12 protein-coding genes are annotated in these 14,364 nt (G+C 43.1%); 9 read left to right on the top strand and 3 right to left on the bottom strand.

What is annotated here, in order from left to right; all coding sequences use genetic code 11:
- Window position 1 precedes the first annotated feature (1 nt).
- Both rsgA and rpe read left to right on the top strand, forming a co-directional pair.
- Entirely contained in the window at window positions 2-883 is an 882-nt protein-coding gene (gene rsgA / locus KQI22_RS05805; RefSeq protein WP_216551162.1) for a ribosome small subunit-dependent GTPase A, read from the top strand.
- 3 nt (window positions 884-886) lie between these two features.
- On the top strand, window positions 887-1,546 hold the full coding sequence (gene rpe / locus KQI22_RS05800) for a ribulose-phosphate 3-epimerase (RefSeq protein ID WP_216551160.1): 660 nt from the start codon (window positions 887-889) through the stop codon (window positions 1,544-1,546).
- 32 nt (window positions 1,547-1,578) lie between these two features.
- On the opposite strand, the gene KQI22_RS05795 is transcribed toward rpe, so the two are convergent.
- Both KQI22_RS05795 and KQI22_RS14025 read right to left on the bottom strand, forming a co-directional pair.
- On the bottom strand, window positions 1,579-3,117 hold the full coding sequence (locus tag KQI22_RS05795) for a response regulator transcription factor (RefSeq protein ID WP_216551159.1): 1,539 nt from the start codon (window positions 3,115-3,117) through the stop codon (window positions 1,579-1,581).
- Between the two features lie 3 nt (window positions 3,118-3,120).
- Window positions 3,121-4,893: a sensor histidine kinase gene (locus KQI22_RS14025; RefSeq protein ID WP_216551157.1), complete on the bottom strand. Its 1,773-nt coding sequence runs from the start codon at window positions 4,891-4,893 to the stop codon at window positions 3,121-3,123.
- Window positions 4,894-5,122: 229 nt separating this feature from the next.
- On the opposite strand from KQI22_RS14025, the gene KQI22_RS05785 reads away from it, so the two are divergent.
- The 5 genes from KQI22_RS05785 (at window position 5,123) to hxlB (ending at window position 10,473) form a co-directional block, all read left to right on the top strand.
- Window positions 5,123-6,211, top strand: a complete 1,089-nt coding sequence (locus KQI22_RS05785) for a substrate-binding domain-containing protein (protein ID WP_216551156.1) — start codon at window positions 5,123-5,125, stop codon at window positions 6,209-6,211.
- 111 nt (window positions 6,212-6,322) lie between these two features.
- Window positions 6,323-7,852 (top strand): sugar ABC transporter ATP-binding protein, encoded by a 1,530-nt coding sequence (locus KQI22_RS05780; RefSeq protein ID WP_216551155.1) that lies wholly within the window; start codon window positions 6,323-6,325, stop codon window positions 7,850-7,852.
- Window positions 7,849-8,847 (top strand): ABC transporter permease, encoded by a 999-nt coding sequence (locus KQI22_RS05775; RefSeq protein ID WP_216551154.1) that lies wholly within the window; start codon window positions 7,849-7,851, stop codon window positions 8,845-8,847. Before KQI22_RS05780 ends, KQI22_RS05775 begins: the two co-directional genes overlap by 4 nt.
- Window positions 8,848-8,859: 12 nt before the next feature.
- Window positions 8,860-9,885 carry an ABC transporter permease gene (locus KQI22_RS05770; protein WP_216551152.1) on the top strand — a complete coding sequence of 342 codons (1,026 nt, stop codon included), beginning with the start codon at window positions 8,860-8,862 and terminating at the stop codon, window positions 9,883-9,885.
- 15 nt (window positions 9,886-9,900) lie between these two features.
- Window positions 9,901-10,473, top strand: coding sequence for a 6-phospho-3-hexuloisomerase (gene hxlB / locus KQI22_RS05765; RefSeq protein WP_216551151.1), 573 nt, complete (start codon window positions 9,901-9,903; stop codon window positions 10,471-10,473).
- Window positions 10,474-10,608: 135 nt separating this feature from the next.
- Here the strand turns inward: hxlB and KQI22_RS05760 are convergent, their stop codons facing one another.
- Window positions 10,609-11,397 carry a helix-turn-helix transcriptional regulator gene (locus KQI22_RS05760; protein WP_216551150.1) on the bottom strand — a complete coding sequence of 263 codons (789 nt, stop codon included), beginning with the start codon at window positions 11,395-11,397 and terminating at the stop codon, window positions 10,609-10,611.
- Window positions 11,398-11,580: 183 nt separating this feature from the next.
- On the opposite strand from KQI22_RS05760, the gene KQI22_RS05755 reads away from it, so the two are divergent.
- Window positions 11,581-12,591, top strand: a complete 1,011-nt coding sequence (locus KQI22_RS05755) for a glycoside hydrolase family 5 protein (RefSeq protein ID WP_216551149.1) — start codon at window positions 11,581-11,583, stop codon at window positions 12,589-12,591.
- Window positions 12,592-12,638: 47 nt separating this feature from the next.
- Complete coding sequence (locus tag KQI22_RS05750; RefSeq protein WP_216551148.1) at window positions 12,639-14,261, top strand: family 43 glycosylhydrolase; 1,623 nt, start codon at window positions 12,639-12,641, stop codon at window positions 14,259-14,261.
- Window positions 14,262-14,364: the final 103 nt, after the last annotated feature.

Here is a 14,364-nt window from a genome sequence, read left to right as displayed (position 1 = left end):
AATGGAAAAGCACGGAAGAATCATAAAGGGGATCGCGGGTTTTTACTATGTCCGGACAGAAGATGACTCTTTATATGAATGTAAGGCAAGAGGAAGCTTTCGGAATGAAAAGAGAAAGCCGCTTGTCGGGGATTATGTGACGATCAGCATCCTTGACGAAGACAAAAAAACGGGCAGTCTTGATCAGATCATGGACCGGAAAAATGAACTGATCCGGCCGCTTGTTGCCAATATCGATCAGGCGATCGTGATCTTTGCGGTAAAAAGCCCTGCGCCAAACTTCATGCTGCTGGATACCTTTCTTGCCAGAATGGAGCTTGCAGGCATTGACAGTATCATCTGTTTTAACAAGATGGATCTGGATGCGGACGGCAGTCTGCAGAAACAGATCAGGGAGATTTATGAACCGTTGTATCCGGTCATTTTTACAAGCACAAAGACAGGAGAAGGTGTCGATGTGCTGAAGGGATATCTGCATAAGAAGTGTTCCACGGTAGCAGGCCCGAGCGGCGTAGGCAAATCGTCCCTCATCAATATGCTGCAGGAGCGTACGCAGATGGAGACAGGCGGGATCAGCGAAAAGACAGAGCGTGGCAGGCATACAACACGCCACAGCGAGCTGATCGAGGTCGAGAAAGATACGTATATTCTGGATACGCCGGGATTTACGTCACTTCGTATGGATGATTTTGAAAAAGAAGAAATAGAAGAGGGATTTCGGGAAATACTGCAGTATAAAAACTGCCGTTTTGCCGGCTGCTCCCATATTCATGAGCCGGATTGCGGCGTCAGGGAAGCACTTCTTAAGGGGAAGATCAGTAAGTCACGTTATGACAGCTATGTAAAAATGTATGAAGAATGCAAGGAAAAAAGGAGATATTAGCAAATGATGATGTTAGCCCCTTCTATATTAGCGGCAGATTTTGCCAAGCTGGGTGCACAGGTTGTACAGATCGATAAGGCAGGTGCACAGCAGATCCACATTGATGTTATGGATGGTGTGTTTGTACCGTCTATTTCATTCGGATTTCCAATCATCCGCTCTATCCGTAAGCTGACGGATAAGTTTTTTGATGTCCATCTGATGATCACAGAGCCGGAGCGTTATGTCGAGGAATTTGCCGAGGCTGGCGCAGATGGGATCACGATCCATGTGGAAGCCTGCAAGTGCATGGTAGAAACACTGGAAACGATCAGAAGCCTTGGCTGTAAGGCAGGCATTTCCCTGCATCCGCAGACGCCGGTTTCCGCCATCTTACCGTATCTGGATAAGGTAGATAAGGTGCTGATCATGACAGTCAATACCGGATTCGGCGGACAGAAATATATCGAAGGCTGTACGCAGAAGATCGTAGCGATCCGCAAGGCAATCACAGAGCGGAACTTAAATGTCGATGTAGAGGTGGATGGCGGTGTCAACAAGGAAAATGCCAGACACATCATCGAAGCCGGTGCCAATATTTTAGTTTCTGGTTCTGCGGTATTCCGCGGTGAACCAATGGAAAATGTAGAATATTTCCTGAACATTTTGAAGGAATATGAATAACTGTTCTGAATAGTTGCAAAAAACCGCAGTCGTTACGACTGCGGTTTTTGTATCATTTTCACATAACTGCTCGGACTCATTCCGGTTCCTTTTTTGAAAATCTGGGAAAAATACATCGGATTGTTACCGCATCCGACAAGCTCCGCAACATCTGCGATCGGAACGGGATCAGGGCCGGACAGCAGTTCCTTGGCTTTTTTAATACGCATTTCCGTCAGATAGGCAGAAAATTTCTGCCCGGTTTCTTTGACAAATTTCTTGCTGATATAATCTACATTCATATAGAGCTCGTGCTCTGCGATCCATTTTAAAGAAAGCTCCGGGTTTTCGATATGATCCCGGACATAGTTTTTGATCTTGTCACTGATCTCGCCTGTGGAGGAGACCGGCGTTTTCATCTGCTGCAGTCTGGTAAGCTGCTGTATCAGCTTTTCACGGTAGACAGCAGTATCTGTTTCCCGGTCGAGTGCGATCAGAAAATCCACAGCATCGACAATGCCAAAGGATGGCAGAACGGAAGCGGCGTTCATGATCAGGGAAGGCGCGATCTGTTTTAAAAAGCTGAGCTGCTGTATGTTTTCAATCTGTGAAAGCAGAAGGGACAGATCAGCCTCGGTATTTTCTGTGCTGTGGAATATCCGGTCCGCACATGCCTGGATATCCCGCAGAATATTATCATAGTTGTTGATCAAAAGGCTGGTCTGCCCATTGTAATAAAGGATCTCTTCATAGCGCCGGATCTGCGAGGTAAGCTTATGCATGGCTGCTTTCAGATCCGGAAAACCGCACAGTCTGGCAAGCGGCGTTGTTGCCTGCTCTGCAAAGGACAGCGCTGATAAATAGGCGGACAATTCCGCATAAGAATCTGCAAAGGAACGGAAAAACAGCACCATGGTATTTCGAACATATAAAAGATGGAGACGGACACCCGGATAAGTCTGTTCCCAGAACGCAGAGATCTTTTCAAATGCTTCCATATGGTTATGCGGTTCCAGATAGTATAGATAGCAGACTTCATAAGACTGCTCGACATTGCCGAAATGCCTGCGGTATTCTGTGTAAAAGGTATCTTCCAGCTCCGGTGTCAGATCCGAACCCTGTGCCAGGTAATGGTTGATGATGTTGATCAGCATACTGGTGTAAAGCTGGCTTTTCAGCTGGTCGTGCTCCGCAAGGATATTTTTCTGGATCATACGGGTCTGATAGTCCTGTCTGATCTCTTGGATACTGTCGATGATCTGCTGCTCGCTGCACGGCTTGAGCAGATAGTGGCGGACACCGTACTGCATGGCAGTTTTGGCATATTCAAATTCATTATAGCCGGATAAGATGATAAACTGCATATTCTTGTTGATCTCATACATCTTCTCGATCAGCTCCAGCCCGGAAAGACCGGGCATCCGGATATCGGTCAGAACAATATCCGGATACAGATCCAGGATCATATTGTAGGCTTCAATGCCGTTTTTTGCAGTTCCGACAACTTCAATGTCAAGGGATTCCCAGTCAATAAAGGAACGTATGGTTTCTCTGATTGTTTTTTCATCGTCTGCTATTAGTAATTTTAACATGTATTACACCTTACTTTGTGGAATGATAATTTCTGCGACTGCATGATCTTCATCCGTATTATAAAGGGTCAGGCCGTAGTCGCTGCCATAGATCAGCTGGATACGCTGATGGATATTTAAAAGTCCGATACCGATACCATGTGATTTCACAGAACCGCTTTCCAGTTTTTCCAGTAAGTGATCTTCAAACTGTGAACCGTTGTTGGTCACTTTGATATGGATGACATTGTCTACCGCATATCCTGTCAGGATAATATGGCAGGTTTCTGTAATAACCTCCATGGCATAATTGATGGCATTGTCGATGAGGGGCTGTATGGTCATCTGCGGCAGTTCCGCATCAAGGATATCGGGAGAGATCTCTTCCTGATAGTCCAGACGCTCCTCGTCAAAGCGGATCTTCTGGATCGTAATATAGTCGTTTACGATATGCAGCTCGTGTCTGACTGTGAAATTCCCGTCTTTATGACTGAGTGTGGCGCGCAGCAGATCCCCGAGAGCCTGCACCATTTCGGAAATATCGGTCGCGCCGATCGCTTTGGCACGCCAGTTGACGGATTCCAGTGCATTGTATAGAAAATGTGGGTTGATCTGACTTTCCAGTGCTTTTAAGCGTGCATCCTTTGTCAGGATCTCATTCACATAGTTCTGCTGGATCAGACTCTGGATTTCCACGGTCATCTGGTCAAACTGCTGGTGCAGGATCCCTGCTTCATCCACACGGTTAGCGTAGGCTTCCTCTGAAACCGGAAGTGTGGATTCGTCCTGTCCGAACTGCTTCATTTTATCGACGAGAGAGGCAAAGTCTGCGGTAATGGAGCGGATCATGAATCTGGAAAGAATAAACACGACCAGAATGGAAAAGAGCAATATTCCAAACGAAAGATATCTGGTAAGCCTGAGTGTATGTGCGATATACGTGTAAGGGATCAGACAGATATAATCCCAGTTGTTATTGGCAATCTTTCCTTTTGTACAGAAGTATGGTGAGCCGCCCAGCATCAGGATTTCATAATTTCCCTGCAGGTCCTCATGAACAACCCGGATCTGTGTGGCATCCAGAGAACGGGAGTGGAAGATCTCCTGCCCGTTTTCATATAAAATATACTGTGCGGAGCCGTTGTTTAAGATGGACTGGGTTGAGGAACTGATCAGTTTTTCCAGATCCACGCTGACAATGACGGTACCGAGTGTTTCGAAGTTCAGATTTTGTACCCGGCGGGAGTCTCTGCCGAGAAACAGGCCGTATGTATTGCAGTAGTCCGTGATCCAGCAGGCATAACCGGAGTTTTCTCCCGCGGCCTGTATGACAGTGTCCCGGATGGTGTCGGGCAGTTCGCTGATGGCAGCCTTATAACTGGAGGAAGTAAACCGCGGATTATACAGGCTGATGTAATTGATATCGTTATTCTTATAGTTCTGATAGTAATCGATCAGGGAGGACGTTATCATATTATCTACATTCTGATCCAGAATATCGGAAGGCGTCTCATCCAGCAGGGAGATCAGATTTTTCCGGATCGCCTGACTGGAGATGATCGAATTCGTCATGGATTCGATATTGGCAAGCTTGGATGAAATATCCTCTGCACTGGAACTTAAAGAGCCAGCCAGAGCCTGATAGAGCAGATTATTATAGGAATGCATGAAGATAAAACTGCCGATCAGAGAAGCCATACTTGTCAGTGAAATGGCAAAAGCGGTAATGAGTGCTATCTTTATTTTTAAGGGTGCATTGCGAAACCACATTCGCAGCGGATGCTTTGTTTTACGCACATTCTGACCTCTTTTCTTTTGGATTCACTAGCAGTATAGCGGAAAATGACAGGAAATACAATTCTTCTTTTTTGGCAAAATCGGAAGTCGGATTTTTAAAGGTTGACCTCGGATTTGTGTATATGTTTTTGAAAATATCTACACTATAATAACACTTGTAAAGCAAAAGCAACATTGCAGGAGATACAAAGAATGTTGCAGAGGATTTATCACTAAGGAGGTAACAGATATGAAGAAAAAGTTTTTAAGCGTAGTATTATCCGTCGCAATGGCAGCTACTTTATTAGTAGGCTGTGGCAGTACAAGCGATAACAGCAGCAGTGACACACAGACACCGGCAGCAGAGGAGAGCACAGATGCGGCAGCGGACAGTACAGATGCGGCAGCAGACAATAAAGGTGCTGACCCGGCAGACTACAAAGTAGTCATGGTAGTAAAGCAGTCCGATTCCTGGTTCGATGATATGGCAACAGGTATTGAACAGCTGAAGAAGGACACAGGCTTAAATGTATCCGTACAGGTTCCGGAAACAGGAGATGCAGCAAGCCAGATCTCTATTATGGAAGATTTGATCGCACAGGATGTAGATGCGATCTGTGTTGTACCGAATGATCCTAATGCACTGGTACCAACGATTGAAAAAGCAAGAGAAGCAGGCATCGTAGTTGTAACACATGAAGCACCTGGTATTGCAGACAGCGTTGATCTGGATGTAGAAGCATTTGTAAATGAAACATTTGGCGAATTATTCGCTGAGAAGTTAGCAACAGCTATGGGTGGAAAAGGTAAATATGCAGGCTTTGTAGGCGGTCTTACAATGGAAACACATATGGCATGGTACGATGCAGCAGTTTCTTACCTGAAAGCAAACTATCCGGATATGGAAAATGTGGCAGAAGAGCCATATGAAGATGGCAACAGCGTAGAAGGCGCACATGATAAGGCCCTTGAAGTATTAAAAGCATATCCTGACATCGCAGGCTTCTTTGACTGCTCCGCACAGGGTGGCGGTATCTGTGAAGCATTACAGGAAAATGATCTGGGCGGAACTGTAAAAGTTGTTTCCCTTGCACTTCCTTCTATGTCAGCAACCTACTTAAAAGATGGTTCTATGGCAAACGGACTTTGCTGGAGACCGGCTGATGCAGGTTATGCAGCATGCTACGCAGCTTATCTGATCGCATCAGGACAGGGTGTATCTGACGGAACAGACTTAAAGGCAACAGGCTATGAAAGCATTTCACTTGATGGCAATGTTGGATATGGTAATGCACCACTTGAATTTACAGCAGATAATATTGACGATTACAATTTCTAAAATAAAGAAATAACGAATCCAGAATCCCTGAGAATAAGAAAGACTGTTCGCGCAAGCAGCAGTTTTTCTTATTCATAGGGAAAACGAAAAATACATTTGGGAGGCAGGACGATGGAACCTATTCTTAGTGCCAGTAATATAAGTAAATCCTTTATTGGCGTTCGTGCGCTAAACAATATTGATATTACGATCAATGCAGGGGAAATTCATTGCCTTGCGGGAGAAAACGGTTGTGGAAAATCAACACTTGTAAAATGCATTTCAGGCGTATATACACCGGATGAAGGAACGATCCAGATAGAAGGACAGACCTGCAGATCGATGACACCAATCGAAGCCATGAATCATGGTATCCAGGTTATTTATCAGGATCTGTCATTGTTTCAGCACATGACGGTTGCGGAAAATATTGCGATCAGCAAGCTGAAATTTGAAAATACAAAATTAATCAACTGGAAAACAATCAAAGCGATCGCAAAGGAGCAGCTTGACAAGATTGGCGTGACCATGGATCTGGACGAGACAGTCGGAGAAATCTCCATGGCAAACAAGCAGATGGTAGCAATCTGCAGGGCGCTTGCCCAGAATGCCAAGATCCTGTTTATGGATGAGCCGACGACAGCACTGACGAAAACAGAGGTAAGTCATCTGATGAAGGTCATGCTGGAACTGAAGAAAAAAGGGCTGGCGATCGTCTTTATCAGTCATAAATTGGACGAAGTATTTGAAGTGGCGGATAAGATCACCATTTTCCGTAACGGTAACAAGATCGGTGATTTCAACAGCAGTGATCTGGATGAAAAGAGTCTTTCCTATTATATGACGGGAAGAGAGATCGAATATCCGCGTTATCACAGAACTTATAAGGACAATACACCAATCCTTTCCGTAGAACATCTGACCAGAAAGGGGCAGTACGAGGATATGAGCCTGACCATCAGACCGGGTGATATCATCGGACTGACAGGTCTTCTGGGGTCAGGCCGTACGGAACTGGCAATGTCTTTGTTCGGTCTGAACAAAACACAGGCAGGTGTGATCAAAGTAAACGGTAAAGAGGTAGATATCAAATCGCCGATGGTGGCTAAAAAATACGGTATCGCACTTCTGCCGGAAGACAGATCCAGAGAAGGTCTGTTTATTGAGCGTAAGATCAAGGAAAATATTTCCGCACCGATCATCGATACGATCTGCAAAAAGGGTATCGTAAACCGGAAAAAGGAAAATGAGATCGCAGAAAAATATGTGGAGGAATTAAAGGTGCGGACACCATCGATCGACACGGTTGTCGGTACATTATCAGGTGGTAACCAGCAGAAGGTTGTTATCAGTAAGTGGATCGCAAACAGTCCGAAGGTATTTATCATGGATACACCGACGGTCGGTATCGATATCGGCTCCAAAGCAGAGATTTACGAACAGATCCACAAATTTGCCGATGAAGGAATGGCGATCATCCTGATCTCCGATGAAATACAGGAAGTCATGGCAAACTGTAACAGAGTTCTTGTTATGGCACATGGCAAATGTGTTGTGGAACTTTCGGAAGAAGATTTAATGCAGGAGGGCGCTGATAAGCATCTGGCAGAGATCATCGGAAACCAGAAGGAAAAAGCGTTATCCCAGGAGGTGGCACAATGACTAAAAAAATAGATCCGTTTCAGAGAATGCTGCTGATCATCATTGTGGTATACAGTGTATTCGTAACGATCAAGAATCCGGGATTTTTCCAGATCCAGACAGTATTTGATATCATCAAAACATCTTCGACGACAATGATCGTGGCAATGGGACTTCTGGTCGTTATGATATCGGGCGGTATTGATGTATCCTTTATGGCGATCGCTTTGTTTGGCAGCTATACTTCACTGTATATCATGATCCAGACGGGCATCAATAATCTGGCATTTGCATTTGTCGTTTCCATGGCGATCGGTATTGTACTCGGACTTATCAATGCGGTACTGATCAGCTGGCTGAAGCTTCCGCCTTTTATCATCACACTCGGTACACAGAATCTGTTCCATGGTATCATGACAACTTTTATCAGCGATAAATCGTTTGGTTCCGGTGTATTACCGGAGTGCCTGCATAAGTTTGGACAGGGAACCTTATTTAAGGTAGCAACGGCTAACGGTTCTACAGGACTTACCGTTTCTCTGATCCCGGTGTTGATCGCAGGACTTGCCACTTATTTTATCCTGCGGAAGACTATGATCGGACGTGGCATCGTAGCGATCGGTAATGATGAGGAATCTGCAAGAAGAGCAGGCTTTAATCCTTTTAAGATCCGGTTGTTTGTATATGCTTACTCAGGAGCACTTGCCGGTATGATGGGTATTGTGTACGCAGCACAGGTAAATGCACTGTATCCGAATAAGATGGTCGGTGATGAACTGATGGTTGTTGCGGCAGTTGTTATCGGTGGTACAAAGATCACAGGCGGTCAGGGCAAGATCTTTGGTGCTGTGCTTGGTGTACTGATTACATACCTGTTAAATTCCACACTGATCATGATCGGTCTTTCTTCTTCCTGGAACAACCTGTTCGTAGGTGCGATCCTGGTAATTGCGGTAGCGATCACATCATATCAGGAACGGGTAAAGAACAGAAAGCATTTGATATTTACGGAATAGGAGGAAACGAGAATGAAAAAAGTGAAAAGCTTTTTGGAAAAAGATATCGATCTGAGTATTCTGGTTGGCCTTACTGCAGCAGTTCTTCTGATCGCGGCATTTGTATTCGGCTCATCCATGTACTCAGCCAGAAATATTCAGTCTATGGCATTCCAGATTCCGGAGTTCGGCTTTCTGGCACTGGCAATGATGTTATCCAACATGGTAGGCGGCATTGATCTTTCAATCATTGCCAACGCCAATACGGTAGCTATTTTTACGGCTTATGTATTAAACGGTACATGGGCGTTCGGAACGCAGGGTGGTGCCAGAGTTGCACTTGCCGTTCTGGTTGCACTTTGCACAAGCCTTGTATTCGGTCTGTTAAACGGCCTGATCATTGCAAAAACATCTGCGCCTTCACTTGTTGCCACACTTGGTACCATGACACTCATCCAGGGCGTCGGTATGGCGATCACAGGCGGTACAAGCGTGGGAGACATCGATCCGTTGTTTTCTTCCTTTGGAAAAGCAATCTTTTTAGGACTTCCGGTGATCTTCTGGCTGTTTCTGATCGTAGCGCTTGTACTGGGACTCATCTTATCCCTGACAGGATTTGGACGGAAGCTGTACTTATACGGTGGCAATCCGGTAGCAGCAAGATTCAGTGGCTTCCATAATGAAAAGATGAGCGTGCTTGTATTCATGCTGACAGCTGTATTATCCGGTATCGCAGGACTGATCATTTTAAGCCGTGTCAATTCGGCAAAGGTTGGTTACGGTGATTCTTATCTGCTGCAGACGATGATCGTCTGTGTGATCGGTGGTATTGATCCGAACGGTGGAAAAGGAAAGGTCGGCGGTGTTGTGATCGCGATCATTCTGATGCAGGTAATGTCCAGTGCCTTTACGATCATGTCACTGTCCCCTTATACAAAGAAGCTGATCTGGGGCATCATGCTGATCCTGGTACTCGGTCTGAACCATATCATTGCGATCCAGTCAAAGAAGAGTACCTTAAAGAAGAGTATGAAAGCACTTGCAAGTGCTGCAAAGTAGAAAGGAAGGTTTGTTATGAACGTAGAAGAAAAATATACAGAACTTTACCAGACACTTTTGAAAGAACATAAAGAAGTATTTGAAAAACAGGATGTAGAGGAACTTTCCCGGTTTATGGATCTGATCTGCAAAGCTGACAGGATCTTTCTTATGGGTGTCGGAAGAGAAGGTATTTCCACAAGAGGATTTGCCATGCGTCTGATGCATCTCGGAAAAGAAACACACTGGATCTGGGATGATACAACACCGGGCATGCATCCGGGCGATCTGTTCATTGCCACAAACGGTTCCGGTGCGATCGGTCATATCACCTATGTGGTAGAGCAGGCAAAGAAAGCAGGTGCCACAGTGGCAGTTGTGACAGGCTCGCCAAAACAGACCTGTCCGCAGCTGGCTGATTTTACCTTATTTGTTCCGGCAGCGGTATTTAACGGAACGGATGACAGAGCCGTACCATCCATTCAGCCGATGGGAAATCTGTTTGAACAGCATTTGTATATGCTCTTTGATATGATCGTTATGATGCTCGAAGAGAAGATGCAGGTATCTCACGCCGATATGGAAAAGAGACACCGTAACATCGAATAAATTTGTTCCCCTTTATATTTTCCCTTATATATTTCTGAAAAGGCATGCAAAGAATCTTTGCGTGCCTTTTTTGACTCTGTGACCGCATGATAATCATTTTTGATATATTTTCTTGCGCGATAATATTTTATTCTCTTATGATTCTGTTTTTAAATTCTCACGATATTCAGATGGCGTCAATTTCATTCGAAGTTTAAACTGTCTGAAAAAATGGGAGGTACATGTATACCCGCACATTTCACCTATCTTGATAACAGAAAGATCTGTTGATGACAGCAGATACCTGGCATGATCGATCCGGCTTTGAATGACATCATTCATAATACTCGTTCCAAACTGTTCTTTATATAAATGTTGAAAATAAGATTTGCTCATAGTAAGCTGGTGGGCAACTCCTTCCACATTCCAATCAAAGTATGGCATGTTATAAATGTTTGTCCGAATAACTGACAGCTTTTCATAATATGAATTTGGACTGTTCTTTCTGTCAACATGTATTTTTTCACTAAGTTTAATAAAAAATAACCGCATATATAATTGAATGGTATCTTCTTTATATTTATTATCTGAATATCTCTCAAAACACATATTCTTTACAAATAATGACAGCTCATTCATGTCTCCGAGAGAAATTACTTTATCAAAAGGGATTTCCAGCCTTTCCAAATATGATAAATCCTCATATGTCATATCAAAATGAATCCAGTCATTAGAAAATTTTGCACCGTCAGCATGATAAAACTGCGGTGTTCCTTTCTTATATAGAATAAAAGAATTAGGTGCCGCAGCGACCTCTTTTCCCTTTAATATAAAAATAGCAGGGGTTTCAAAAAGCAAAAGAAGATAATCCCCTGACCCGTTCGGACGTTCTATTTTAAAATCTGCATCATGAAAATGGTGATATCCAATATTATTGATCTGCATAACATTCTCTCCTTGTTTTCAGATTATACAATATTACTTTTTTCAGTTCAACAGCAATCCTTTTCAAAAAAGCAGAATATGTCATTGTTTTTACGCAATAAATCATTGATTTTATATACGCTGTAACGGATACTTATTAAAAAGAAACAACACAAAAGTCTATTAAAGGAAAGGTGGATCACAATGAAACAATTAAAAGGATTTATGCATGGAATTAATCTGGGCGGCTGGCTCTCACAATGTTCTGAATATACAGAAGATCATTACAAATCTTTTATAAAAGAAAATGATATCAAGATCATTGCCGACTGGGGACTGGATCATGTCCGGATTCCTATTGACTATAATGTGATCGAAGATGAAAATGGAAATGTTCTTGAAACAGGATATTTGTACATTGACAATTGTGTTACATGGTGTCGGAAATACGGACTCAATCTGATCCTGGATTTGCACAGAACGAAAGGTTTTTCCTTTGACAACCAGCCAGATGACAACATTATGTTTGAAGATGAAAATTTGAGAAACAGATTTTTGTCTCTTTGGAAAACCATAGCCTTACGATATGGCAAAGTAGATATCATAGCCTTTGAATTATTAAATGAAATTACAAATATTGATGCAGGTATATGGAATTCATTAGCTGCAGAAGGCATAAAAGAACTCCGTAAAATTGTGCCTGATAAGAAAATCATTATCGGCGGAGTCTTTTGGAATAGTGTCCATTCTCTCTCACAGTTGGATATTCCTCTGGACGAAAACATTGTTTACAATTTTCATTTTTATGAACCATTTTTATTCACGCATCAAGGTGCTTACTGGCAGCCCGTTATTTCAAATATTTCTATGAAATATCCTGGTGATATAAATGATTACCGTGCCCACGCAAAAGAGCTTGGATGTTTTGGCTCCGGATTAAATAACACAGATGAGATGGGCGAAAAATTTATGGATGCATTGATTACTGAGGCAGTTGACGCTGCCGCCAAGGCAGATGTACCAGTCTATTGCGGAGAATACGGCGTCATTGATAAGGCTAATATAGATGGCACCTTAAGCTGGTATCAGGATATATCCAAGGTTTTTGACAAGTATGGGATAGGGCGTGCTGTCTGGACTTATAAAGCAATGGATTTCGGATTAACTGATGAACATTACAATTCCAGACGAGATGAAATCATAAAATGCCTGTAACGATTAAAAACAATAACCACATTATATATTTATAGGAGTTTACGAACATGAAAAAACAAGTTTACAATCCATTTTTACCGTTATCTGAATATATTGCAGACGGAGAACCACACGTATTTGGTGACAGAGTCTATCATTACGGCTCCCATGACCGGGAAGGTGGGCATACCTATTGCATGAACGATTATGTCGTTTATTCTGCACCGGTCGATGATCTTACCGCCTGGAAATGCGAAGGTGTTTCTTACTGCGCAAGTCAGGATCCCGACTATGAGGAATTTCCGTACATGTATGCGCCGGATGTCGTAAAAGGCAATGATGGAAACTATTATTTATATTACTGCATGGCCGGCGAGTATGGCATTGGTGGCTACAGCCGTCCAATCAGTGTTGCCGTGAGTAAATATCCGCAGGGACCATTTGCATATCTGAATCATGTCCACTTCGCAGATGGCAGTATAATGAAAAAATATGTCTGCTTTGACCCTGCTGTTATGAATGACAATGGTACCATTCGTTTATTTTACGGTACAAGATATGGTTTTGAAGAATGTGAAGATTTTGATTCCAATGAGGAATATATCAAACAGGAAATGGAAATGTTTGGAAAAACCAGGGAAGATATCTTAAGCTACAGAAGTCATCCGGAAAGTTGTAAAAGCGGCAATCCAAACGATCCTGACAGTGTTATGGGACCGGTTATGGCAGTACTTTGTGATGATATGGTAACCATCAAAGAAGAACCTCATCACATTATTCCATATAAGGTGAAAGGCACCAGTTTTGAAGAGCATCCCTTTTTTGAGGGGGCTTCCATGCGCAAAATCAAGGATACCTACTACTTCATTTATTCTTCCTGGCAAAATCACGAATTGTGTTATGCAACAAGTGCCTGTCCGGATCGCGATTTTACATTTCGTGGAACTATAGTATCTAATGGCGATATAGGATTTCAAGGAAGAACAAACAAAAAGAAAGTCGCTATGACAGGAACAACTCACGGAAGCATTGAGTTCATCAATGGTGAATGGTATGTTTTCTACCACAGACTGACGCATAAATCCGATTATTCCAGACAGTCCTGTGCCGAGAAGATCAATATTGACGAAAATGGTAATATTGCACAGGTAGAAATCACAAGCTGTGGCCTTAATAACGGTTCCCTTGAAGCAGAAGCCGGGTTACACTATCCTTCTGTTATTGCCTGTAATTTAACGAATGGAAATATGCCTCACGGTTCTAACAGCATTTACCAGATATCATTTCCTAATATAACAAATAAGGGAGATGATCGGTTTATTGCCGAAATCGAGGACGGAACGGTCATTGGTTATAAATATTTTTCTTTTGACCGGATCAATTCCATTGGTGTTACAGCAAGAATTGAAACGCCGGAGAACAAAGTTGTATATAATGGGCCATTGCGTGTTGATATACGCTGTATGGATGATCAGCCAATCGCAAAGGATAATAATGCTGTAGAACGCAGGAAGCCTTTTTTGGAGATTCGTTTAGAGGAAAATGGACCGGCAATTGGAGAAATTACTATCGGAAATTCTTTTGAATGGAGAGAATACCGGGCAGATATCCCTGTTATAAATGGGATTCATGCATTATTTTTTGTGTACCATGGTTCCGAAAAAATACAGTTAAAGGAAATCTTATTCTAATAAAAGAGGAGAAAACGCTGAGGCATGCAAAGAATCTTTGCGTGCCTTTTTTCCGCCCATACGGTATACTGAATATAATATTTTATAACAAGGAACCGTATGC

The organism is Kineothrix sp. MSJ-39 (assembly GCF_018917935.1).
Taxonomy (GTDB): domain Bacteria; phylum Bacillota; class Clostridia; order Lachnospirales; family Lachnospiraceae; genus CAG-194.
This window is presented reverse-complemented; position numbering and strand designations above follow the sequence as displayed.